Annotated in this window: 16 protein-coding genes; 5 read left to right on the forward strand and 11 right to left on the reverse strand. The window is 72.2% G+C overall.

Going from position 1 to position 22050, the window contains the following annotated elements:
- The first annotated feature begins 328 nt into the window (after positions 1–328).
- Complete coding sequence (gene gnd / locus ABTZ58_RS07905; RefSeq protein ID WP_351351759.1) at positions 329–1768, forward strand: NADP-dependent phosphogluconate dehydrogenase; 1440 nt, start codon at positions 329–331, stop codon at positions 1766–1768.
- 103 nt (positions 1769–1871) lie between these two features.
- Here the strand turns inward: gnd and ABTZ58_RS07910 are convergent, their stop codons facing one another.
- The 3 genes from ABTZ58_RS07910 to panD form a co-directional block, all read right to left on the reverse strand.
- A complete protein-coding gene (locus tag ABTZ58_RS07910) occupies positions 1872–2207 on the reverse strand; it encodes a hypothetical protein (protein WP_351351762.1) in 336 nt (111 codons plus the stop codon).
- Between the two features lie 168 nt (positions 2208–2375).
- On the reverse strand, positions 2376–2810 hold the full coding sequence (locus ABTZ58_RS07915; protein ID WP_351351864.1) for a GNAT family N-acetyltransferase: 435 nt from the start codon (positions 2808–2810) through the stop codon (positions 2376–2378).
- Positions 2749–3168, reverse strand: coding sequence for an aspartate 1-decarboxylase (panD, locus tag ABTZ58_RS07920; protein WP_351351765.1), 420 nt, complete (start codon positions 3166–3168; stop codon positions 2749–2751). The genes ABTZ58_RS07915 and panD overlap by 62 nt, the downstream gene beginning before the upstream one ends.
- Before the next feature lie 221 nt (positions 3169–3389).
- Here panD and ABTZ58_RS07925 point away from each other — a divergent pair, with 221 nt between their 5' ends.
- The gene (locus ABTZ58_RS07925) at positions 3390–3989 is read left to right on the forward strand and encodes a hypothetical protein (protein WP_351351768.1); all 600 of its coding nucleotides are present in this window, start codon (positions 3390–3392) and stop codon (positions 3987–3989) included.
- A 17-nt stretch (positions 3990–4006) separates the two neighbouring features.
- Here ABTZ58_RS07925 and ABTZ58_RS07930 read toward each other — a convergent pair whose 3' ends face one another.
- Both ABTZ58_RS07930 and ABTZ58_RS07935 read right to left on the reverse strand, forming a co-directional pair.
- The gene (locus tag ABTZ58_RS07930) at positions 4007–5638 is read right to left on the reverse strand and encodes a serine/threonine-protein kinase (protein ID WP_351351771.1); all 1632 of its coding nucleotides are present in this window, start codon (positions 5636–5638) and stop codon (positions 4007–4009) included.
- A 230-nt stretch (positions 5639–5868) separates the two neighbouring features.
- A complete protein-coding gene (locus ABTZ58_RS07935; RefSeq protein WP_351351774.1) occupies positions 5869–7425 on the reverse strand; it encodes an FAD-dependent monooxygenase in 1557 nt (518 codons plus the stop codon).
- Between the two features lie 613 nt (positions 7426–8038).
- Between ABTZ58_RS07935 and ABTZ58_RS07940 the strand changes: the two genes are divergently transcribed.
- Both ABTZ58_RS07940 and ABTZ58_RS07945 read left to right on the forward strand, forming a co-directional pair.
- Complete coding sequence (locus tag ABTZ58_RS07940; RefSeq protein WP_351351777.1) at positions 8039–9202, forward strand: serine hydrolase domain-containing protein; 1164 nt, start codon at positions 8039–8041, stop codon at positions 9200–9202.
- A 231-nt stretch (positions 9203–9433) separates the two neighbouring features.
- Positions 9434–10090 (forward strand): FMN-binding negative transcriptional regulator, encoded by a 657-nt coding sequence (locus ABTZ58_RS07945; protein WP_351351780.1) that lies wholly within the window; start codon positions 9434–9436, stop codon positions 10088–10090.
- An 87-nt stretch (positions 10091–10177) separates the two neighbouring features.
- Here the strand turns inward: ABTZ58_RS07945 and ddaH are convergent, their stop codons facing one another.
- Complete coding sequence (gene ddaH / locus ABTZ58_RS07950) at positions 10178–11023, reverse strand: dimethylargininase (protein ID WP_351351783.1); 846 nt, start codon at positions 11021–11023, stop codon at positions 10178–10180.
- A gap of 250 nt (positions 11024–11273) precedes the next feature.
- On the reverse strand, positions 11274–11828 hold the full coding sequence (locus ABTZ58_RS07955; RefSeq protein WP_351351786.1) for an LmbU family transcriptional regulator: 555 nt from the start codon (positions 11826–11828) through the stop codon (positions 11274–11276).
- Positions 11829–12585: 757 nt separating this feature from the next.
- Here ABTZ58_RS07955 and ABTZ58_RS07960 point away from each other — a divergent pair.
- Positions 12586–13779: an IS701 family transposase gene (locus ABTZ58_RS07960; protein WP_502996026.1), complete on the forward strand. Its 1194-nt coding sequence runs from the start codon at positions 12586–12588 to the stop codon at positions 13777–13779.
- Between the two features lie 38 nt (positions 13780–13817).
- Here the strand turns inward: ABTZ58_RS07960 and ABTZ58_RS07965 are convergent, their stop codons facing one another.
- The 4 genes from ABTZ58_RS07965 to ABTZ58_RS07980 form a co-directional block, all read right to left on the reverse strand.
- Complete coding sequence (locus ABTZ58_RS07965) at positions 13818–16040, reverse strand: MMPL family transporter (RefSeq protein ID WP_351351792.1); 2223 nt, start codon at positions 16038–16040, stop codon at positions 13818–13820.
- Positions 16041–16381: 341 nt separating this feature from the next.
- The gene (locus ABTZ58_RS07970; protein ID WP_351351795.1) at positions 16382–17149 is read right to left on the reverse strand and encodes a thioesterase II family protein; all 768 of its coding nucleotides are present in this window, start codon (positions 17147–17149) and stop codon (positions 16382–16384) included.
- A 26-nt stretch (positions 17150–17175) separates the two neighbouring features.
- The gene (locus ABTZ58_RS07975) at positions 17176–18525 is read right to left on the reverse strand and encodes a lysine N(6)-hydroxylase/L-ornithine N(5)-oxygenase family protein (protein ID WP_351351798.1); all 1350 of its coding nucleotides are present in this window, start codon (positions 18523–18525) and stop codon (positions 17176–17178) included.
- Between the two features lie 258 nt (positions 18526–18783).
- The gene (locus tag ABTZ58_RS07980) at positions 18784–22005 is read right to left on the reverse strand and encodes an AMP-binding protein (protein WP_351351801.1); all 3222 of its coding nucleotides are present in this window, start codon (positions 22003–22005) and stop codon (positions 18784–18786) included.
- Between the last annotated feature and the right edge of the window lie 45 nt (positions 22006–22050).

The raw sequence follows: 22050 nt of genomic DNA on the forward strand, positions 1-22050 counted from the left end.
CAGGAGGGGCAAAAGTAAGCGCTGCGAACCGGCCAGAACAAGACGCCTATCGGCCGCCCGGGAGTTCAATTGGCCGGTATGAGGCCCCTGTTGCGCGTCGTGCGCCTCGGCGGTGCATCGCGTACGCCACGCGGTGCACGGGTGCGGCGCGCGCGGGGACGCGTACCTCGGCTGAGTGCGACGGGGGCTTGCGTGCGTATCGTCCTGCGCGACGTCGTGCGACCCGCGCGTGCGGACGCAGTAGCGGCACGTCAGGATGGTCGGCGGGGGTCACGTCGGCGGGCACCCGCCGACGGCACCGATACCGAGGTCTTTAGGAGCGAACCGGATGAGCAGTACAGCGCAGATCGGCGTCACGGGCCTTGCGGTCATGGGCCGCAACCTCGCCCGCAACTTCGCCCGCAACGGCTACACGGTGGCGGTGCACAACCGGACGCCCTCGCGCACGCACGCGCTGGTCGAGGAGTTCGGCGGCGAGGGGGAGTTCATCGCGTGCGAGACCGCCAAGGACTTCGTCGCGGCCCTGGAGCGGCCGCGGCGGCTGGTCGTGATGGTGAAGGCCGGTGACCCGACGGACGCGGTGATCCAGGAGTTCGCGCCGCTGCTGGAGCCCGGCGACATGATCATCGACGGCGGCAACGCGCACTTCGCCGACACCCGGCGCCGGGAGCGGGAGCTGCGCGAGCAGGGCATCCACTTCGTCGGCATGGGCGTCTCCGGCGGCGAGGAGGGCGCCCTGAACGGCCCGAGCATCATGCCGGGCGGTCCGAAGGAGTCCTACGACTCGCTGGGCCCGATGCTGGAGAAGATCTCGGCCAAGGCGGCCGACGGCTCGCCGTGCGTCTCCCATGTGGGTCCGGACGGTGCCGGGCACTTCGTGAAGATGGTGCACAACGGCATCGAGTACGCGGACATGCAGCTCATCGGCGAGGCGTACCAGTTGCTGCGGGACGTCGCCGGGTACTCCCCCGCCGAGATCGCGGACATCTTCCGCACCTGGAACCAGGGCCGTCTCGACTCCTACCTGATCGAGATCACGGCCGAGGTGCTGTCGCACGTGGACGCGGAGACGGGCAAGCCGTTCGTGGACGTGGTGGTGGACCAGGCCGAGCAGAAGGGCACCGGCCGCTGGACGGTCCAGATCGCCCTCGACCTGGGCGTTCCGGTGTCCGGTATCGCCGAGGCCGTCTTCGCGCGCTCGCTGTCGGGCCACGCGGCGCTGCGTGAGGCCTCGCGGGGGCTGGCCGGCCCGAAGGCGAAGCCGCTCGGCGAGGCGGAGGCCAGGGCCTTCGCCGACCGGGTGGAGCAGGCGCTGTACGCGTCGAAGATCGTGTCGTACACGCAGGGCTTCCACGAGATCGACGCGGCCCGCGGTGAGTACGGCTGGGACATCGACCTCGGCGCGGTGTCGGCGCTGTGGCGGGGCGGCTGCATCATCCGGGCCGCGTTCCTGGACCGCATCCGCGCGGCCTACGACGCCCGGCCGGACCTGCCGAGCCTGCTGTCGGACGACACGTTCGCGCAGGAGATCGCCCAGGCTCAGGACGACTGGCGCGAGGTGCTGGTCGCCGCGACCCGCCAGGGCGTGCCGACGCCCGGGTTCGCCGCGGCCCTCGCCTACTACGACGCCCTGCGGGCGGAGCGGCTGCCGGCGGCGCTGACGCAGGGGCAGCGGGACTACTTCGGTGCGCACACCTACCGGCGGGTGGACCGGGACGGGTCGTTCCACACGCTCTGGGGTCAGGACCGGTCGGAGGTCACGGCGTAGCGCCACGCGCCGAGCCGACGTGAGAACGGGGCCGGTGGACGCCTTGCGGGGCTGTCCACCGGCCCCGTTCTCATGCCGGTTTCATGCCGGTTTCATGCCGGGGTCACGCGGTGGTCCAGGAGAGCGGCGGGCCGGGTTCGGGGTTGGGCACGGGGTCCGGTCCCGGGGGGATGGGGGACGGGTCGGGGCCCGGCGGGGGCTGCGGGTTCGGCACCGGGTCGGGGCCGGGCGGCGGGGGCGGGGTCGGGCCCGGGGGCGGCGTGGGCGACGGCGGCGACGGCGTCGGCTCGGGGCCGGGCGGGGGCTGCGGGTTCGGCACCGGGTCGGGGCCGGGCGGCTCGGGCGGCCGGGGATCGGGGCCCGGTGTCGGTGCCGGCGGCACGGGGTCGGGATACGGGTTCGTCATCAGGTCCTCCAGCCAGTGGGACGACTCCGGCACTGGACTAATCCCCCGCCTACCCGGCACCCGCTTCGGCAGTCACTCCGGGGCGGGACGGGAGGGGGCCAGGTGGAGGCAGGGGGCGGTCCGAGGATGCTCAGAGGTCCGGGACGACCGGAGGGTCCGGGACGACCGGAGGGTCCGGGAGGACCGGAGGGTCCGGGACGATCAGAAACGGTCGGGGTGGGCCCTCAGCCAGGCCTTCGCCGCCGTCAGCAGGGGCTCGCCCGCCGGTGGGGCCTCGTCGGGGTGGCGCTCGGACCACTTGGCGACGTAGGGGCACAGCGGGGCGACCGCGCTCTGTTCGCGCGCGGCGATGGCGTACAGCTCGCGCGCCAGTGAACCCGCGATGCCCTTGCCCTCATGGGCCGGCTCCACGATCGTGTGGACGGGCACGAGGGCGTGCTCGGGACTGTCGAGCACGAAGTACTCGATACGGCCGAGGACTTCACCGTCGGCCACGGCCTCCAGACGACCCGCCTCCCGGTCGTCACGGATCTCCGGGTCACTCATGGAACGCTCCTGCTCCTGTCGTCTCGCCTCAGGCCCCGACGGCCTGCGGGCTGCGCTGCTGGTCCGAGCCGGGCACCGGCTCGGACGGATCCGCGCCCAGGGCCACGATCCGGTTGTCGCGGTCCACGTGCACGACCCGCGGCGCGAGTGCCCGTGCCTCGGCGTCCGTCACCTGGGCGTAGCTGATGATGATCACGAGGTCGCCGGGGTGGACGAGATGGGCCGCGGCCCCGTTGATCCCGATCACGCCGGAGCCGCGCTCGCCCTCGATGACGTACGTCTCCAGGCGGGCCCCGTTGGTGATGTCCACGATGTGCACGAGTTCACCGGGCATCAGATCGGCGGCGTCGAGCAGGTCGGCGTCGATCGTCACGGATCCCACGTAGTGCAGGTCGGCCTGGGTGACGGTGGCGCGATGGATCTTGGACTTGAACATGGTACGCAGCATGGAGAAGCTCCCGACTTGTCTGCTCCCTGCCCGCTTTGTGCAGGTCAAGGGCGTTCTTCGGAGCGTACAACGGTCCGCGGGCCCCGGTCAGCCGTCCGCGGGTGTTCCAGGGCTCACACCGGATCCACCAGGGCCCGCGCACGCGGCTCCCGTCCCGCCCCTCACCTGGCACCATGGGGAGCGGCGGAGAAGCAGCCGTTTCGCATGGGGGGCCAGAGGCAGTGCCACGTCAGAATCCAGCCGACGATCACCTGCACGCCCTGCACCAGCAGGGCTGGGAAGCCGCGTGTTCGCTGCACCGGCATCTGCGCAACGGAGGGGAGTTGGCCCCCATCGCCACTCCGGGCGTGCTGCTCGAAGTGGGTGAGGTCGCGTACGGCGACGTGGCGGCGGACTACGCGCGCTTCTACGGCATGAACGTGAGCTACGACCAGCGTTCGGGCTTCTACTTCGGCTCGCCGCTGTTCGTCGCCGCCGGACTGGTCGGGGACGCGGTCGCCAACAGCAGCGCCCGCAACCGGGCGCAGGCGATGGCGCAGGCGCAGTGGCGCGACTTCTCCCCCTGCCGGGCGATCCTCACCGACCGTCGCACGCTGCTGCACGTCGCGGCCGAGAACCGCTGGGTGTCGCTGCGACACCACGAGATCATCAGCTTCCTCCCCGTGCTCGACCAGTGGGCGCTGTTCACCGACTACCAGCAGTGGGAGCCGATGCGGCTGGCCGGGCCGACCGTGCCCTGGCTGACCGCCGCGACGATCTCCGTGCTCAACCGGGGCCGCTCCGAGTACCAGCAGCTTCCTCCGCTGCCGTTGCCGGACTGAGGTCTCCCCCCGTCAGGTCATCGGCCGCGCCGCAGCGTCGCACTGTCGCCCACGCTCTTCACCTCGTAGCGCAGGCTGCCCTCGCCGGCGGGGGTCAGGACGATGTCGACCTCGTCGGCGCAGTTCAACGGGCTGCTCTCTTCGGTGATCTCCTCCCGGACCTGTACCGAGTGCCCGGTGTCCATGGTGAGGATCCAGCGGCCGCTGCACGCCAGCGACGGGTACTCGACGGTGGCCACCTGGTCGCCGATCTTCCCGCCCTTGTAGTCCAGCTTGATCGAGTAGAGGTCGTCGTCCGGTTCGCGCACGTTGCCGGTCCACTGACCCTGGTAGTCGCCTGGGGACGCCTTCGGGGAACCCCCGGAGGAAGGTCCCCCGGACGCCCCGGACGCCCCGGACGCCCCGGAACCGTTCCGGTCGTCGTTCCCTCCGAGGCCGGGGCGGTTCACGGCCAGGACGATGGCGAGCACGGCGACGACGGCCGACACGGCCAGCACGGGGCCGACCCGCCTCGGGCTGCGGCCGCCCGGCCGGAAGCCGCCCGGTACCGGGGGCATCGGCGGTGTGGTGACCGTCGTCCCCGGTGCCCGCGCCGGGGGTACGGGGGTCGGGGCGGGCACCGGCGGCATCGGCACGGGTGTGGGAGTGCCCGGCGGCGGGGGCGGGAGGCGCACGCCGTGCTCGGTCGGCAGCGCGTGCACGGCGTCCCCGCCCCGGCCGGCGGACGGCTGGTCGACCCGGGTCGGCGGCGGCTCCTCCAGGTCGAGCAGGCCGGAGGCATGCCGGCCGAGCTCCACCATCAGGGCGCCCGGAAGCCACGCGGCCGGGTCGGCCTGCGCCGTGGCCGCCTCCGCCGTCGTCACGATCTCGGACAGCGGAATCCGGTCCTCGGGCCGCTTGGCGAGGCACCGTGTCACGAACGCGGCCAGCGCCTCGGGCAGGCCCGTCAGGTCCGGTTCGTCCTCGGTCACCCGCAGCATGATGGCGTGGGCGCCGCTGTCCGGGCTGCCGAACGCCTGCCGGCCCGTGGCGGCGAACACCAGCACCAGTCCGAGGCTGAACACGTCGCTCAACCCGGTGATCTCACCGCCCAGGATCTGCTCGGGCGACATGAATCCCGGGGAGCCGACCATCGCGCCGGTGCGGGTGAGCACGCTGGCGTCCGCGGCGCGCGCGACGCCGAAGTCGATCACCCGGGGGCCGTTGACGGTCAGCATGACGTTCGACGGTTTGAGGTCCCGGTGCACCAGTCCGCAGGCGTGGATGCTCTGCAGCGCACGCGCCAGACCGGACGCCAGGTGCCACACCGACTGCTCCGGCAGCGGACCGCAGATCTCGGCCACCGCCTGGTGCAACGTGGGTCCGGCGACATAACCGGTGGCCACCCAGGGGGTGTCCGCCTCGGTGTCCGCGTCCAGGACCGGAGCCGTCCACTCTCCGCCGACCCGCCGCGCCGCGGCGACTTCCGCGCGGAAGCGGCGACGGAACTCCGCGTCGTACGCCAGTTGCGCGTGGACCAGCTTCACGGCGACCGTGCGCCCCCGCTGCGACCGCCCGAGGTACACCTGCCCCATGCCCCCGGCCCCCAGGCGCCGGAGCAACCGGTAGTCCCCGACCTGCGCGGGATCGCCGGGCCGCAAGTTCTCCATGACCGCTCAGTCCCCCTGTGCTGCTTCGCCCGCGTGCCCGTACCCGGCCCGCGCCGAGAGCCGGGGGCGCGGGTGCGCGCGGTGCCGGGCCCAGCGTGTCGCTGCGGCCCGCGCTCATTACAGCATCACCCATCACGGGTGCGGGCGTTACTCGGCGGTTCGGCCCGCCAGGGCGTAACGGCGTCGCGTGGGCGGGGAGATGTGCGGGGCGGACGACGATGCGTATCTCGTCAGCCGGCCCCCGGGCCGGGGATCGCCGTCGGCCTCCGGGGACCGGGTCGGGGTGGGCCGAACCAGGTGGTGAGAGCGGTCCGGAGCGCGGCGGTGTCGGGGACGTTGTCCGGCCCGGCCGCCCAGGCCACATGACCGTCGGGGCGGATGAGCAGGGCGCCTGGAGCCGGGATCTCGTCGTGGGACGGGACGGCCCAGTACGCGTCCTCGCACCGTGCCTCGACGATGTCGACGCGGTCGGCCCAGTCCCGGGCGGCCGTGCCCGGGCCGGCGTTGCCGCGCAGGTCGAGCAGGACCGGGCGGGCGGCGTGCAGCAGCTCGTACACGCGCGTGGCACCGTCGGGTGTCTTCAGGCCGGCGTCCGGCACCCGGCGGCCCGCCAGCGGGTGACGGCCCCCGACCGGGTACCGGATGTCCAGCGCGGTGAGCATGTCGCGCAGCCTCCGGTTGACGTCGTCGTACACCAGCAGTGAGGCGAACACCTCGCGCAGCGCGTCGGTCTGCGCGCCCGGGCGGGTCAGGGCCGCCTGCGCCCGGGTGTTCTGCAGGACCCGCTCCCCCACGGGATGGCGTTCGGCGTGGTAGGTGTCGAGCAGGCTTTCCGGTGCCCGGCCGTGGACCACCGAGGCGAGTTTCCAGCCCAGGTTGACCGCGTCCTGCACTCCGGTGTTCAGGCCCTGCCCGCCGGCCGGGAAGTGGATGTGCGCCGCGTCGCCCGCGAGCAGGACCCGGCCCGCCCGGTAACGGGCGGCCTGCCGCGCGGCGTCCCCGAACCGGGAGATCCACCGCGGGTTGCGCATCCCGTAGTCGGTGCCCGCCAGTTTGACCAGGGACTGCCGGAGCTGCTCGAACGTGGCGGGTTCGTCGCGGTCGGCGACACGGTCGTAGTCGGACGTGATCACCCGGTACCAGCCCGGCTCGAATGAGATCGCCGAGTACTCGCCGGTCGCGCAGCGCCTCGCCCAGACGTACTCCTCGGGCAGGTCGGGGAGTTCGACGTCGCCGATCATCGCGGTCATCGTCGCCGGAGTGCCGGGGAAGGCGATGTCCGCCAGCTTGCGCACCGCGCTGCGGCCGCCGTCGCAGCCCACCAGATAGCGGGCGCGCAGCGGCGCGGAGGGCGCCTCGGCGGTGCGCAGCCCGACGGTCACGCCGTCCCCGTCCTGCTGCGCCCCGACCACCTCGGCCGACCAGCGCACCCGTACGCCCAGTTCGGTGGCCCACTCCTCCAGCAGCCGCTCCACCGCCGACTGAAGGATCGTCAGCGGAAGCGGATGCCGGGATTCCAACCCGTCGAAGTCCAGCATGAGTCCCGAGAAATGGCCGACCGGCGTCAGTTCACCGGCTGCCAGGAAGCGGTCCAGGACCCCTCGCTGGTCCAGCACTTCCAGCGTGCGGCAGTGCATCCCGCCGGCCCGGGACTCCCCCGTGCGCCGCGCGAGCCGGTCGACCACCGTCACGTCGACGCCCGCCAGCCGCAGTTCGCAGGCGAGCATCAGGCCTGTCGGCCCGGCGCCCGCGATCACCACGTCGGTGTCCCTGCCCTCGTGTCCCACGCCGTCTCCCCCTGCCGCTCACGCTCCTTGATGACATCCGCGGAGCACCACCACGGTCCACGGAGGCGGATCAGACGGTCAAGACGACGCCGGGCCGCACGGGGCGCGCCGCTGCCGGACGTTTGCGCTGTCCGTCGCTGCTCGTCCTCCGGCCCGGTTCCCGCCTCCTCCCGTGTCCCGTCGGCGGGACGAGGCCGCGGCGGCCGGACGGGCCCGATTCCGTTGCCGGGGCGGGGCGGGGTGTGTTCTCTTGGTGCCGCTCACCGGGGGCGGACACGACGGCCGGCCGAACCCGGTGCCTCCCCGCCGCTGCCGGCGGTCCCGGCCACCGGACGTACCCGGACCCGCGCCCACGGTCGAACACACGGGGCGGGCGCCGGCGGTCGGCCGGGGCATCCGTCCGTGCACGGCACCGCCCAGGGCCCCACCGCCATCCGGGCGCGCGTCGGCCCCGCCTCCCGCCGGGTGTGCGGCAGGACCCTCACGGGGCGCCCGAGCACGCCGTCTTCCCCACCCCCGCCCGCACCCCCACCCGCGGCGCCCACCCGGCCACCCGCGGGCGCCGTCGGGCGACGGACCGCACAGCCGATGACGAACGACTCCAGGAGCACGCATGACGATTCGCAAGCGCCTCAAGGCCGGCACGGTCGCTCTGGCGGCGGCCACCGTGCTGGTGGCCACCGCCTTCACGGCTCCCGCCCGGGCGTCGCAGGACTCCCGTGCCGCGGCGGCTGGTCACGAGGCCACGCAGCGGGCGCTGGACGCGGCCGTGGCAGCCGGTGTCCCCGGCGTCACCGCCCAAGTGCGGGACGCCGACGGCGTGTGGTCCTCGGCAGCCGGCGTCGGTGACCTGAGGACGGGTGCCCCGCGCGGCAGACACGACCGGTTCCGTGTGGGCACCATCACCGACACGTTCGTGGCGACCGTCCTGCTGCAGATGGAGGCGGAGCGGCGGCTCCGGCTCGACGACACCGTCGAGCGCCACCTGCCCGGCCTGGTGCGGGGCAACGGCAACGACGGCCGCCGCATCACCGTGCGGCAGCTCCTCAACCACACCAGCGGCCTGTTCGACTACCTCGCCGACGAGGGGTACGTCGCGACGTACATGACGGGTGAGGGATTCCTGCGGCACCGCTACGACACCGTGACACCCGGGCAGCGGGTGAGGGTGGCCCTCTCGCACGAGCCTCCGTTCCGGCCCGGCGCGCGGCACTGGTTCTCCCACACCAACGACATCCTGGCCGCGCTGATCGTCGAGAAGGTCGCGGGCAGGCCGTACGAGGACGAGGTGCGCGAGCGGATCGTCGAACCGCTGGGGCTCAGGGCGACGTCCCACCCGGGCGAGGACGCCGGCCTGCCGCGGCCGAGCAGCCGCGGTTACGCCCGGCTCTTCCCCTCGGCGCCCGACCGGGTCGACGACGTCACCGAGATGAACGGATCCCAGGGCTGGGGCGACGGCGACATCATCTCCAGTGCCGGCGACCTCAACCGGTTCTACCGGGCTCTGATGACCGGCGAGTTGTTGCCGCCGCGTCAGCTGAAGGCGATGCGGACCACGGTCGACAACCCCGACTTCCCCGGGTCGGCCTACGGGCTCGGCATCGAACGGTTCACGACGAGCTGCGGCGTCCCGTTCTGGTACCACGACGGGGGCATGCCGGGGTGGATCACCCTGGCCGCCACCACCCAGGACGGCGGCCACCAGATCACCGTCAACTACAACAGCAGCTGGGGGGCGGAGACCGTGCTCCCCGTCCTGGAGGCCGAGTACTGCTAGGCGGCACAGCCGTCGCGGCTCCGCCGTCCCGTGTCCGACGCCCCGGTGGACGGCCCGGAATTCCGGTCTTCCGTCCGCCGGCGGGACGGCATCACAAAGGGCATCACAAAAGGGCCTCGGAAAAGGCATCGAAAAAGGCCTGGGAAATGCGCCGTCGACGTACGGTGCACCCAGCTCCGGAAGCGGCGGACCTGTTTCCGGAAACCGACCACGAAGGAGTGTGATGTCCGGGTGTTCGTTCCCCGTCACTATCGCGAACCGGACGGTTCCTGGATAGCCGACCTGATCCGCCGGAATCCCCTGGCGCTGGCGGTGATCAACGGAAGTGCCGACGAGGGTCCCTTCGCCACGCACCTTCCCGTGATTCCCGACCCGGGGACGACCCGCGACTGGCCCGACGACCTGGTGGGCGCCACGCTGCTGGCGCACATGAACAGGGCCAACCCCCACTGGCGGGCGCTGAGCACCGGGGACGTCGTCCTGCTGGCCTTCACCGGCCCGCACGCCTATGTCTCCCCGACGGTGTACGAGACCTCACCGGCCGCGCCGACGTGGAACTTCACCTCGGCTCATGTGCGCGGCGTGGTCGAGAAGATCGACTCGCTGGAGGAGACGCTCGATGTCGTGCGGGCCACGGCGCTGTCCTTCGAGGACCGGTTCGGGGCCGGCTGGGACCAGTCGGAGTCGGTCGACTACTTCCGCAGCATCGTCGCCGGCGTCGGCGCCTTCCGGATCTCGGTGACGGGCGCCCAGGGCATGTTCAAACTCAGCCAGGAGCAGCCCGCCGACGTGCGCGAGCGGGTGCAGAAGTCCTTCAGCGGGCGGGAGTGCGGCCGGCACCGGGAGACGGCGGAACTGATGGACAGGCTGCCCAGCTCGGGGCCCTGAGGCTCACCGGCCGGGACGCGACACCCCGGCCGACCCGCCCTGCCGAGGGGCCCGGCTCCCCTGGGGAGCCGGGCCCCTCGCACACGCCTAGCGGGTACGCAGTTCGAGTGTGCAGCACTTGACGCTGCCGCCCGCCTTCAGCATCTCGGTCAGGTCGGCCCCGACGGGTGTGTAGCCGTGCTCGCGCAGCTGCGCCGCCAGCCCGACGGCCTGGCGCGGCAGGACGACGTTGCGGCCGTCCGACAGCGCGTTGAGGCCGAATACGGCGGCGTCGGCCTCGCCGGCCAGGAGGGCGTCGGGGAAGCGCTCGGACAGCAGCGCGCGACTCTGGGCGGAGAACGCCGCCGGGTAGTACATGACGTGCCCGTCGCCGAGCACGGCGAGCGCGGTGTCCAGGTGGTACCAGCGCGGGTCGACGAGCGTCAGACTCACCACGGGGCGGCCGAAGAACTCGCGCACCTCGTCGTGCGCCCTGGGGTCGGAGCGGAAGCCGGTCCCCGCCAGGATCTCCCCGCCGGCGAACAGGAAGTCCCCCTCGCCCTCGTTGACGTACTCGGCCTGCCGGACCTCGGACCAGTCGCCGCGGCCGAACCAGTCCAGGTACGCCCGGGCCTCGTCGGTGCGCTGGGGGTGCCGGAACCGGGCGACGAGGACCTTGCCGTCGACGACGGTGGCACCGTTCGCCGCGAACACCATGTCCGGCAGTCCGGGCACCGGATCGATGAGTTCCACCTCGTGCCCCAGGCCGACGAACACGTCGTGCAGCCGTTTCCACTGGCCGAGGCCCACCTCGGCCGACGTGGGTCTGCCGGGATCCATCCAGGGATTGATCGAGTACGTGACGTCGAAGTGCGTGGGGCGGCACATCAGATAACGGCGCGGCGACGCGGCACGGACACTGCCCGCGGAATTCACCGGATACGTGTGCGACATTTCGCTCCCGTCTTTCCTGCAGCAATGGCTGACTTATTGAAGCAGCATCGGAAGGCCCTCGGGAGCGCGCCCGCCATCGCATGCAGCAACGCTCGATTTGATTCTTTTCGGAGGACGGATCGCTTTCGCTTTCCGCGTGCCTCGGGTTTGCTTGGGACATGCCTCCGCCCCGTCCACACGAGGAGGACGGGGCGGTGCTCTCGTGAGCGGATCGCGCCGTCCCGCCGACGGGACAGCGCGAGGGACATCGCTACTCCAGGGACAGGCGCCGGCCGGGGTCCTCCAGCAGCCGGCTGGCGGCCGCGTCGAGTGTGGCCATCACCCAGTCCTCCAGCTCGATGCCCGCCTGCACCGCCGCCTTGTGCCACCACTGGAGCCGGTTGTCGGGCACGGCGAGCCGACGCGTCGTCGCCGCGACGTCCGGCTGCGGCGAGGCGCCCTCGCGTTCGCTGCGGATGGCGTTGCGCAGTTGCTTGGTGCTCCACTGCATCCGTTCGGCGCGGTCCAGCCAGGTCTCCTGCTCGTCGACAGGCAGCGAGGCCAGTTCCGCGTGGTGCTGGAAGCTGAGGGCGGACCGCCGCCGGTCCAGGTCGAACCGCCGGGACACCCAGGCGTAGTTGCGCAGCGTCTGGTATTGGAGGCCGGCGGCTCGGATGCCTCGCTCGTAGCGGTCGGCATAGTGGGCCTTGCCGTATACGAGCCAGTCGCCCAGCCACCAGGACGAGGAGTTGAGCAGCCCGGAGAGCTGACGTCCGGCGTTTTCCCACTCCTCGAAGGCGAGTCCGGCGGGGATGTGCAATCCCACCTTCGTCGTGAGCACCTGTTCGCGCCGCTGGTCCGCTTCCCTGCTTCTGCGGCCGTGCGAGGTGGTTCCCGCGGGTCTACCGAATATGACCGTCTTGGGCTCCGAGCATTCCTCGACCTGATTTGCCATCATGCCCCCGTGTCGACGTGCTGGTACACCGATTGGTTTCGCGCGATTGCCCCCTCGACCGGGGAGGCATTCACGTCGTTCATGGCACGCGTACAAAGAACGTCGGCCACGTTCCGCCACCGAATGGCAGCGACCCGAGAAAGCCGATAATGACCGGTTCTCGTTGTCGGCGGGACGGCCACCTGCTGCGGCCTTGAGTAGATCCCAGCCGCGGCACCAGTTCAAGGATCTTGGCACCATCGAGTACTACTTTGCGGAGTTCGAACGTTCCCTTGACGCCGCCCTGCGGCCACGGATGGCGTGATGTGGGGGTAGGCAGCACGTCGCAGATCGGCCAACAAACCGGGCCTTAGCTGCATCTGATGGATGGTCAGGCACGCACCGGGGTCGTTTCCGGGCCTGCCGGTGGCCGCGGCTCGCCCCCGGGATCCGGGGGCCGGGGGCCCGAGCGCCCGACACCGGGGCGGTCAGGCGGTGAGCGGCTCCACCGGTCCACGGCCCCTCGATGCCGGGGTCCGCGCCATCCGAGGTGCCAGATCAAGCCATCCGACGCGACGGTGGCGCCACTGTGAAGCGCGTCCTACACTCAACCTTCACATGGCCAGAAACTCGGGGGAGTTGTCGCGGAATGGAAACGGCCCCACCGCACTCGTCGTCGCTTCCACGTCATGCGACGGACACCGCAAGTTCAGATTCAACGTTGGAACACTTCAGCAGGACGATCTTCAAGAGCTTACGCCGGATCGATCAACGCAAGTGCGCCCACGCCTATCTGAGCGGATTACTCGCCACACCGGGCAAGAAGACGGTACGCAGGATTGCGGCCGGAATATCCCGCGATCCGTCCGTCGTGCAGTCGCTGCGCCAGTTCGTCAGCCTCAGCCCGTGGAACTTCGACGACGTGGCGGAGGAGATCACGCGCTGGGTGGCGGGCCGGCGTCCGGAGGCCGTGTGGTCCATCGGCCGGACCGTCCTGCCCAAGAGGGGCGACAAGTCGGTGGGCGTGCACCGCCGCTTCGATCTGCACTCGGGCCGTACGCTCAACTGCCAGCTGGGGCTGGGCTCCTTCCTCCACGTGGGCACGGTGCAGATTCCCGTCGACTGGTCCCTGTACCTGCCGCGGGCCTGGACGCAGGACCCCGAACGGCGCCACGACGCGCGCATTCCGGACTCCGAGCAGTACCTCCCGACATGGGCACACGCGCTCCGGCTCGTCGACCGGCTGTCGGCCCGTGTGGACTCGCCGTCTGCCGTGGTCCTCGCCGACATGAGCAACGATCCCGACGTCGGGTACCTGGTGCGCGGGCTCGCCATGCGGCGCCGGGACCTCGTCGTCGCGGTGCCGCCACAGCTGGCCGTGGTCCCCGTCGGCGAGGCATCCCCGGGGCCGGTCAGTGCGCGGAGCCTGCTCCGCGGCCAGGGACCGGAGGGCGACACCCTCGCCCCACCCGACGGGCCCCAGCGGGCAAGTGGCCCGCCGTCGGTGCTGGTTCACCTGCCGGGCAGCTCCCCAGGGCACTCGCCCGGACCTCCGTACCGGCTCTTCGCGAGCGGAGGCGACACCGGCACGACCGGCCGGCTGTGGCTCACGAGTCTGGTCCACCACTCCCCCGGCACGGTTGCGGCGACCGCCGCGCTGACCGGTGGGACGTCGGCCGTGCTGGATGCCCTGAGGCAGGACTTCGGGCTGCTGGACTTCGCGGGGCGTTCGTTTCCGGGCTGGTACCACCACATGGCGTTGATCTCCGCCGCGTACGCCTTCCGCGGTCTGCACGGTGCCACCGCGCCCCCGCACCGCAGGCCGGCGCTGCGGCTGCCGTAGCGGCGCGGCGGCCGGCGTGCGGCCGCCGCGCGAGCCGGTCACGGGATCGGCACCTGCCCCCGTGCGGCCGGGGGCCGGTGCGACAGCTTCTCCCCCTCCACGTCCATGTCGGGCAGGGCGCGGTCGAGCCACCGCGGCAGCCACCAGGCGCGGTCGCCGAGGAGGGCGAAGAGGGCGGGGACGATGGCCATGCGGACGACGAAGGCGTCGAAGAGCACCGCGAGCGCCAGCCCCAGGCCGATCATCCGCACGAAGACGTTGTCCTCCACGATGAACCCGGAGAAGACGCTGGTCATGATGAGTGCTGCGGCGGCGACCACCCGGCCGCCGTGCCGGAAGCCGGTGACGACTGCCTGGGGGGTCGACTCCCCGTGGACGAAGGCCTCGCGCATCCGGGTCACCAGGAAGACCTCGTAGTCCATGGCGAGGCCGAAGACCACCCCGATCATGATGATCGGCATGGTGCTCATGATCGGGCCCGGTTGGTCCACCCCGACGATGTCGGCGAACCAGCCCCACTGGAAGATCGCCACGACGGCACCCAGCGCCGCGGACACCGACAGCAGGAAACCGAGGGCGGCCTTCAGCGGCACCGTGAACGAGCGGAAGGCGAGGACCAGCAACAGGAAGGCGAGTCCGACCACGAGCGCGAGGTACGGAAGCAGCGCGTCGTCGAGGGTCCGGGAGAAGTCCAGGAACATGGCCGTCTGTCCGCCGACCAGGATCTCGGCGTCGTGGGTGCGCGCGAAGTCGGACAGGTCGTCACGCAACTTCTCGACCAGGTGCCGGGTCCGGTCGTCCGTGGGCCCCCCTTCCGGCACGACGTTGATGATCGCGGTGTCGCCCGACGTGTTCGGCACCACCGGGCCCACCTCGGCCACTCCGGGTTCACCGGACAGCTCGGCGGCGACGTCCTTGCCGACACCGCGGGCCTCGTCCGCCGCGACGGTGACCAGCAAGGGGCCGTTGAAGCCGGGACCGAAGGACTCCGACAGCATGTCGTAGGCCTTGCGCTGGGTGGTGTCGGGGGCCATGGTGCCCTCGCCGGGCAGGCCCAGTTCCAGCCGGGTCGCGGGCACGGCGACGGCACCGAGGCCGACCACGCCGACCAGCAGGACGACGAGAGGGCGGCGGAGGACGAAACCCGCCCAGCGGGAACCGAGGTTCGGCCGCTGGCGCTCCGCTGCCCGGGCGGCCTTGCGCTGACGGCGCTCGGACAGCGGCTTGCCCGTGATCCGGTGGCGGTCGGCGCGGCGCAGCACCCGGACCGGGGCGAAGCCGAGCAGCGCGGGGACGAAGGTCACCGCGACCAGCACGGCGATCAGGACGGTGCCGGCCGCCGCGAGGCCCATCTTCGTGAGCATCGGGACGTTGACGACGGTGAGGCCGGCGAGGGCGACGATGACGGTGAGGCCGGCGAAGACCACGGCCGAGCCCGCGGTGCCGACCGCGCGCCCTGCGGCCTCCTCCCGGTCCAGTCCCTCCAGCAGCTCGGTGCGGTAGCGGGAGACGATGAACAGGGCGTAGTCGATGCCGACGGCGAGGCCGATCATCAGGGCCAGGGTGGTGCTGGTCGAGGAGAGGCCGAGCGTGCTGCCGAGGGCGCCGATGGCACTGACGCCGATGCCGACCCCCATGACGGCGGTGAGCAGGGGCATGCCCGCCGCCACCAGGGAACCGAAGGTCACCAGCAGGATCAGGGCGGCGACGGCGACGCCGATGCTCTCGGCGGTGCCGCCGGCCGCCTGCTCCACGGGGACGGCGTCGCCGCCCATCTCGACCGTGAGCCCGCGCTCGCGGCCGTCGTCGGCGGCTTCGAGCAGGGCGTCGTGCGCCCTGTCGGACACCTCCAGCGCGCTCACCTCGTAGGTGACGACCGTGTAGGCGGTGGTGGCGTCCTCGCTGACGGCGTCCGACGTGAACGGGTCCGTGGCGGCGGCCACCTGCGGGGCCTTCGCCAGATCGGCGACGAGCGCGGCGACGTTCTTCCTCACACCCGGATCGGTGACCTTCCCGCCGCTCTGCGCCCGGATCGCGACCCGGGCCGACGCTCCGTCGGCGCCGGCGGCCGGGAACTTCTCGTTCAGCAGGTCGACGGCCTTCTGCGACTCCGTGCCCGGCATGGAGAAGGTGTCGACGGGCGCAGGCGGCGCGGACGAGGCGGCGACGCCGGCACCGCCGAGGACGAGGAACCACAGCAGAACGGTGAGGCCTCGCCGCCGGAAGGCGAAGCGGCCGATGCGGTAGAGCAAGGTGGCCAAGGCGATTCAACTCCGGTGAGTGCGGACGGTCGGCGGTACGCCGAACCAGCGCCATGATGACATCATCTGGCGCCACGTCTAGCGCCGGATTGCGCCACCCTGGCGCGACAACCGGCGACATCGAGACAACGGCAGCACAATGACCTGCTGACACCGCAGTTACCGGTTGCGCACGCGAGAGTCTTCGACCTGGGAATGAGTTCCCCACACCCAAGCCCCCTGACAACGGGGCTTGCCATGGAGCCACACAGGTGCCATGCTGACACCACCGCGCCACCACGGCCCGGTGCCGTAAGCGCGGGCCCCGGAGAGACATATCCCCCGGTCTCCGGGGCCCGCGTCTACGCCTTCTCCACGAGGTTCCTGACGGGCCGCAGCGCGTCCCTCAGGCCCGCCAGCACGGCGGGTTCCTGGGCCCGCAGATAGAAGTGCCCGCCGGGCAGGACCATGAGCCGGAACGGGCCCTTGGTCACATCCGCCCAGCCGCGCATCTGCTCCGGGGTCACCTCGGAGTCGTCCTCGCCGGTGTAGCCGTACACCGGGCAGTCCAGCGGAGGGCGGTCGCCCCCGGCGTACTCGTCCACCATCCGGTAGTCGGCGCGGATCGCCGGCAGCAGGACCTCGCGCAGTTCCGGCTCCGCGAAGACCGCGGCCCGGCTCTCGTCGAAGCGCACGAGACCCGCGACGATCTCCTCGTCCGTGCCGAACAGGCGGCGCCGGCCGTCCAGCAGCTGCGGCGGGCGCCTGCCGGACACGCACAGGGCGGCCGGTGGACGTCCCAGCTGGTGGAGGCGCACGGCCACCTCGTGGGCCACCGAGGCGCCCATGCTGTGGCCGAACAGCACCAGCCGGTGCCGCGACAACTCCTCGAGGGCCTCCACCACCTCGTCCGCCAGGTCCTCCAGCCCCTCGGGGAACGGATCGCCGAGCCGGTCCTCGCGGCCCGGATACCGCACGGCGAGCACCCCGACATCGGACGGCAGCCGCGCGGTCCAGCCACCGTACGCGCTCGCCCACCCGCCGGCGTGCGGGAAGCAGACGAGCTTCGTCGCGCACCCGTCGTCGTCGTGGAAGCGGCGTATCCACCGTTCTTCGGCCAGGCTGCTCATCGGCGTTCCCCTCGTCGGTCGGGCGTTCAGAGGAAGTCGCCACCGACCTCGACGGGCACGGCGACCGGACTTCCGGCGATCCGCCCGGCACGCCGGGCGACGATCGAATCGGCGATCTCGCCGCTGCGGACGGCGATGTTCGACAGCAGCGAGGACGTCAGACCGTGGCTGTGCTCGGTGCCGCCCTGCAGATAGATGCCGCACCGCAACTCCGGGTCGGTGACGACACGGTAGTCCCGCTCGATCCGGTAGCGGTCCTCACCGTCGCGCACGCAGTAGCGGTCGAGCTCGCCGAGCAGGCCGGTGGGCTCCATCCCCTTGTACCCCGTCGCGCAGACGAGCGCGTCGCAGTCGAGTTCACGCACCTCGGCGTCGGGTCCCACCTGGAGGGAGACGCGCGTCTCGGCGCCCACGCGCTTGACGCCGGTGACCCGGGTCAGGTTCAGGAACTGCAGCCGCTTGGTTCCGCGCACCTCGTCGTCGTACGCCCTGCGGTACAGGTCCCGGATCACCTCGTCGTCGACGACCGAGTAGTTGGTGTTGCGGTGGTAGCGCCAGAACGCCTCACGGGTCTGATCGGTGCCGAAGTAGTAGTCGTCGACGGCGCCGGGGTCGAAGATCTGGTTCGCGAAGGGCGTGTCGTCCGCGACGGAGTACCCGTAGGAGGGGATGACCGAGTACACCTCGGCGTGCGGAAGCTCGTCGTAGAGGAACCTGGTGATCTCGGCGGCGCTCTGGCCCGCCCCGACCACCGCCACCCGCCGCAGCGCCGACGGATCCATCCGGCGGTACTTGTCCAGGAACTCGGAACTGTGCCATACGCGTTCGTCCCGCTCGGTCCCCTCGGGCATGCTCGGGACCAGGCCCGTGGAGACCACCACGTTCCGCGTCTCGATCACGCGCCCGGCCCGCTGTCCCCCGTCCGCGATCTCCAGCCGCAGGCGGTCCGCCTCCGGGGCGTCGCCCGGGACGAGCCGGATCGACGTCACCTCCGAGCCGTAGCGGACCCGGTCGGCGACCCGGGCCTGGGCCCATTCCAGGTACTGGTGGAACTCCTCGCGTGTGGGGAAGAAGTCCTGGTTGTTGACGAACTGCGGGAGCCGCCCCGAGGCGTGCAGGAACGCGACGAAGCTGTAACTCGACGTCGGATTGCGGAAGGTGACCAGGTCCTTGAGGAAGGAGATCTGCATGGTCGCCGAGGGCAGCAGCATGTTGCGGTGCCAGCCGAAGGAGGACTGCCGCTCCAGGAACAGGGCGCTGACCTCCCCGTTCTGACCGCTCGTCCAGTGTTCCCGCAGGGCGATGGCGAGCGACAGGTTGGACGGACCGAACCCGATGCCGACCACGTCGTAGATGGGGTGTTCACGCTGACTCATAGAGGATTCTCCCGCTGGCATGGCTGCGCGATGCGCCGTCCGCATCGTCGACCGGTGATCTTCCGCGCCCAGAAGAACCGACGTGGGGGCGGGATGTGACGTTTTCCGGGTCGCGCCGCCGACCCGCTGCGGCACGAGGGCCTTCACGTGCGCCGGACTCGGCCGGCTTGTGTCCCGTCGGCGGGACAGCGAAGTCGTCTCCTCCCATTGTCCCGGGCCGGACGGGGATGGGGAATGGGAGGCGGTCCGCCGGCGGACTCACAGCACGTGGCCGTCCCTGGTCCTTCTGCGCAGGGCGGGCCGGCTCGACGGGGCCACGTCCCCCCACAGGTCCGAAAGACCGGCGATGGTGCGCGCCGCGAACAGCTTGCGGATGGACACCTCCTGGTTCAGTTCGGCGCGGATCAGGCCGACCAGGCGGATCGCCCGCAGCGAGTTGCCGCCGATGTCGAAGAAGTCGTCGTCGATACCGACCCGTTCCACCTCCAGCACGCCGGCGAACGCCCCGGCCAGGACCCGCTCGGTGTGGTTGCGCGGTGCCCGGTAGGAGTCGCCGTCGCACGACGGCTCCGGCAGGGCCGCGCGGTCCGGCCGGCCGTCCGCCGTGAGCGGCAGACGGTCCAGCACCACGAACACCGACGGGACCATCGCCTCCGGCAGCCGCCCCGTGGCGAACGCGCGCAGCTCCTCGACCGCCGGGGCGGCCGCACCGCCCGGGACCACGTAGGCCACCAGCCTCCGCTGCCCGGCCTCGTCCCGTGTGACCTCGGCGAGCACCCGGGCCAGCCGGGGGTGCTCGGCCAGGGCCTCCTCGACCTGGGCCGGCTCGATGCGGAAACCGCGCACGTCCGCCTGGGCACCGGCCCGTCCCACGTAGGCGAAGCGGCCCTCCTCGTCCCGGCGCACCCGGTGCCCGGTCCGGTACATGCGCCCGCCGGGCGGGCCGAACGGGCAGGGCACGAACTGCGCGGCCGTCTGCCCGGGCCGTCCCGGGCGACCGCGCGCCACGCCGGGCCCGGCCAGGTACAGCTCCCCCGCCACCCCGGGCGGGACCGGCACCAGCCCCGGGCCCAGGACGTGCAGTGCCGTGTGGTCCAGGGGGCTGCCGTACGAGGGTGCCGGGTGTCCGGGCGCTTCGGCGGCCGGGGGATGCCGCACGGCGAACGAGGCCGCCTCCACCAGGCCGTGTACGTCGACGACGGTCAGGTCCGGGCAGGCCTCGCGGACGCGCCGCACCGCGGCCGGCGGGACGCGGTCCCCACCGGTCCACACCTCACGCAGTCCGGCGAGACGTTCGGGACGGTCGGCCGCGAGCGCCGAGAACGCGTCCGCGGTCAGCCGTACGGTGGTGATCTTGTGGGTCTCCCGCAACCCGGGCAGGGCGTCGGCGTCCAGCTCCCCGGGCGGGGCCAGCACGATCCGGCCGCCGCGGAGCAGCGGCGCCCAGACGTCGAGGGCGGTCGCGCCGGCGGTGGGCGGGGCGTGCCACAGCACGGTCCCGCCGGCACCGTCACGCCAGTGACGATCCAGGACGAACCGCTCCATGGTGCGGTGCGTCACGGCGACTTCGGTGACCGAACCGTCCGGCGCCGGGCCGGGGAGCACGGCCAGCAGCTGGTCGGGGCGCGGCGTCGGCGGGGCGGTGCAGGTCCCGTCGTAGCCGGTCCCGTCGTCGCCGGTCTCGGCGCACAGCTCGTCCAGGAGCAGGACCGTCAGGTCCGGACCGGCCGGGAGTGCCGCGGCGGTCGCGGCGTCGGTGAGCAGGACGCCGGGGGCGGCCGCGGTGCCGCCCCATGCCGGGGCCGCCGGGTCGACCGGCAGGTAGGCGCCGCCCGCCCGCACCACCCCCAGCAGGGCGACGACCAGGTCCACCGACCGGGGCACCGCCACGGCCACGACCGTCTCGGGTCCGACATGCCGGCTGCGCAGCGCCCTGGCCAGGTGACCGGAGCGCTCGGCGAGTTCGCCGTACGTCACCGTGGTGTTCCCGGACACCATCGCGACGGCGCCGGGGGCGCGCGCCGCCTGGTGGTCGAACAGTTCGGGAACCGTCAGGCCCGGCAGCGGCGTGCCGGTCTCCTCCGCCGCCGTCGGCGGCCGGTGCCGCTCGATGCCGCGCAGCATGTCCAGGGCACCGACCGGAGTCTGCGCAGGGGCGGCCAGCACGGCCCGGACGTGGTCGAGCAGGTCCTCTCCGACGGCACGCAGCTCGGCGCGGGAGTACAGGCCCGCGGGGGCGTCGAGCCGCAGGAACAGGTCGCTGTCGGGGGTCCCGTCGGTGCAGAAGCCGATCGACAGTTCGTCGAAGGTGCCGGTGGTCGCGGAGAAGTAGCGCGCCGGGTGGCCGCCGAAGCGGAGCTGCTCCACGAAGTCCACGACGTTCAGCACCGCTCCGAAGCTGCCCCGGCCGCTGAGGACGGTGCCGCACGCGCGCTGGATGTCGGAGTAGTGGCAGCCGGTCCGCCCGAAGACCTCGTACGTCTCGTCGACCACCGCGTCGGCGATCCGTGCGAACGACGCCCCGAGCGGAACGCTCATCCGCAGCGGTACCACGTTGACCGCGAGAGCGGGAGTCCGGGCCGCCTCCCCCGACCGGTTGCCCACGGCCAGCGAGAGGAGGAACTCGGGGCGGTCGCAGCGGTGGCGCAGGAAGACCGCCGCGGCCGCGGTCAGCAGCGAGGACATCCACACGCCGAGGGACTTGGCGGTCTCGGTCCAGGCATCCGCCTCGACCCGTGGGACGGTCAGCGTCCGGCTCACCATGCCGATCGCCCCGGCCACCTCCGACCAGCGGTCGGCGCCGCTCAACGGCTCGGAGAGCCGGGCGCGCCGCGCGTCGGACAGGATCACGCCCGGCACCTGCGCCGGTGGGGGCGCGTCCGCCAGGTGCTCGCGCCAGAAACCGGCGTCCTCGGCGGCCTTCCCCGAGGCGGTGTACTCCTCGGCCAGGGCCGCGTAGGACGCGACGTCCCACGGGTGCGCGGGCTCGGGCACCTGCGAGCCCCCCACCAGCGCGGTGTACACCTCGGCGATGCGGCGCGACAGCAGACCGCCGGCGCCGTAGCCGTCGGAGACGAGGTGGTGGTAGGAGATCACCACGAGGAAGCGGGCCGGGGCGAGGGTGACCACGCCGAGCCGGAAGAGCAGGTCGCGCTCCAGGTCGTAGGGTTGCCGCACCATGCGGGCCAGTGCCTCGCGCGCGGCCTGCTCGGGGTCGGTCTCACCGCTCAGGTCCAGGTGGAACGGCCGCCAGTCGCCGAGTTCCCGGGGGACCATGCGCAGGCCGCCGCCGTCGTCGAGGAAGCCGACGCGCAGGACCTCCGCCTCGTCCAGCACGCGCAGCATGGCCGCTTCCATGACCGGGGTGTCCAGTTCACCGTCCACCTCCCACATGGCCAGCGCGTGATTGAGCATGTCGGGCGCCATCTTCTGCGCCAGCCACATTCCTTTGTGCGCGGACGACGCGCCGAACGAACGCACTCGAATCAACCCCTCAGCAAAGGCCGTGGAACGGACGGAACGGAT

It is taken from the genome of Streptomyces sp. NPDC094143, from assembly GCF_040303825.1.
Lineage (GTDB): Bacteria > Actinomycetota > Actinomycetes > Streptomycetales > Streptomycetaceae > Streptomyces.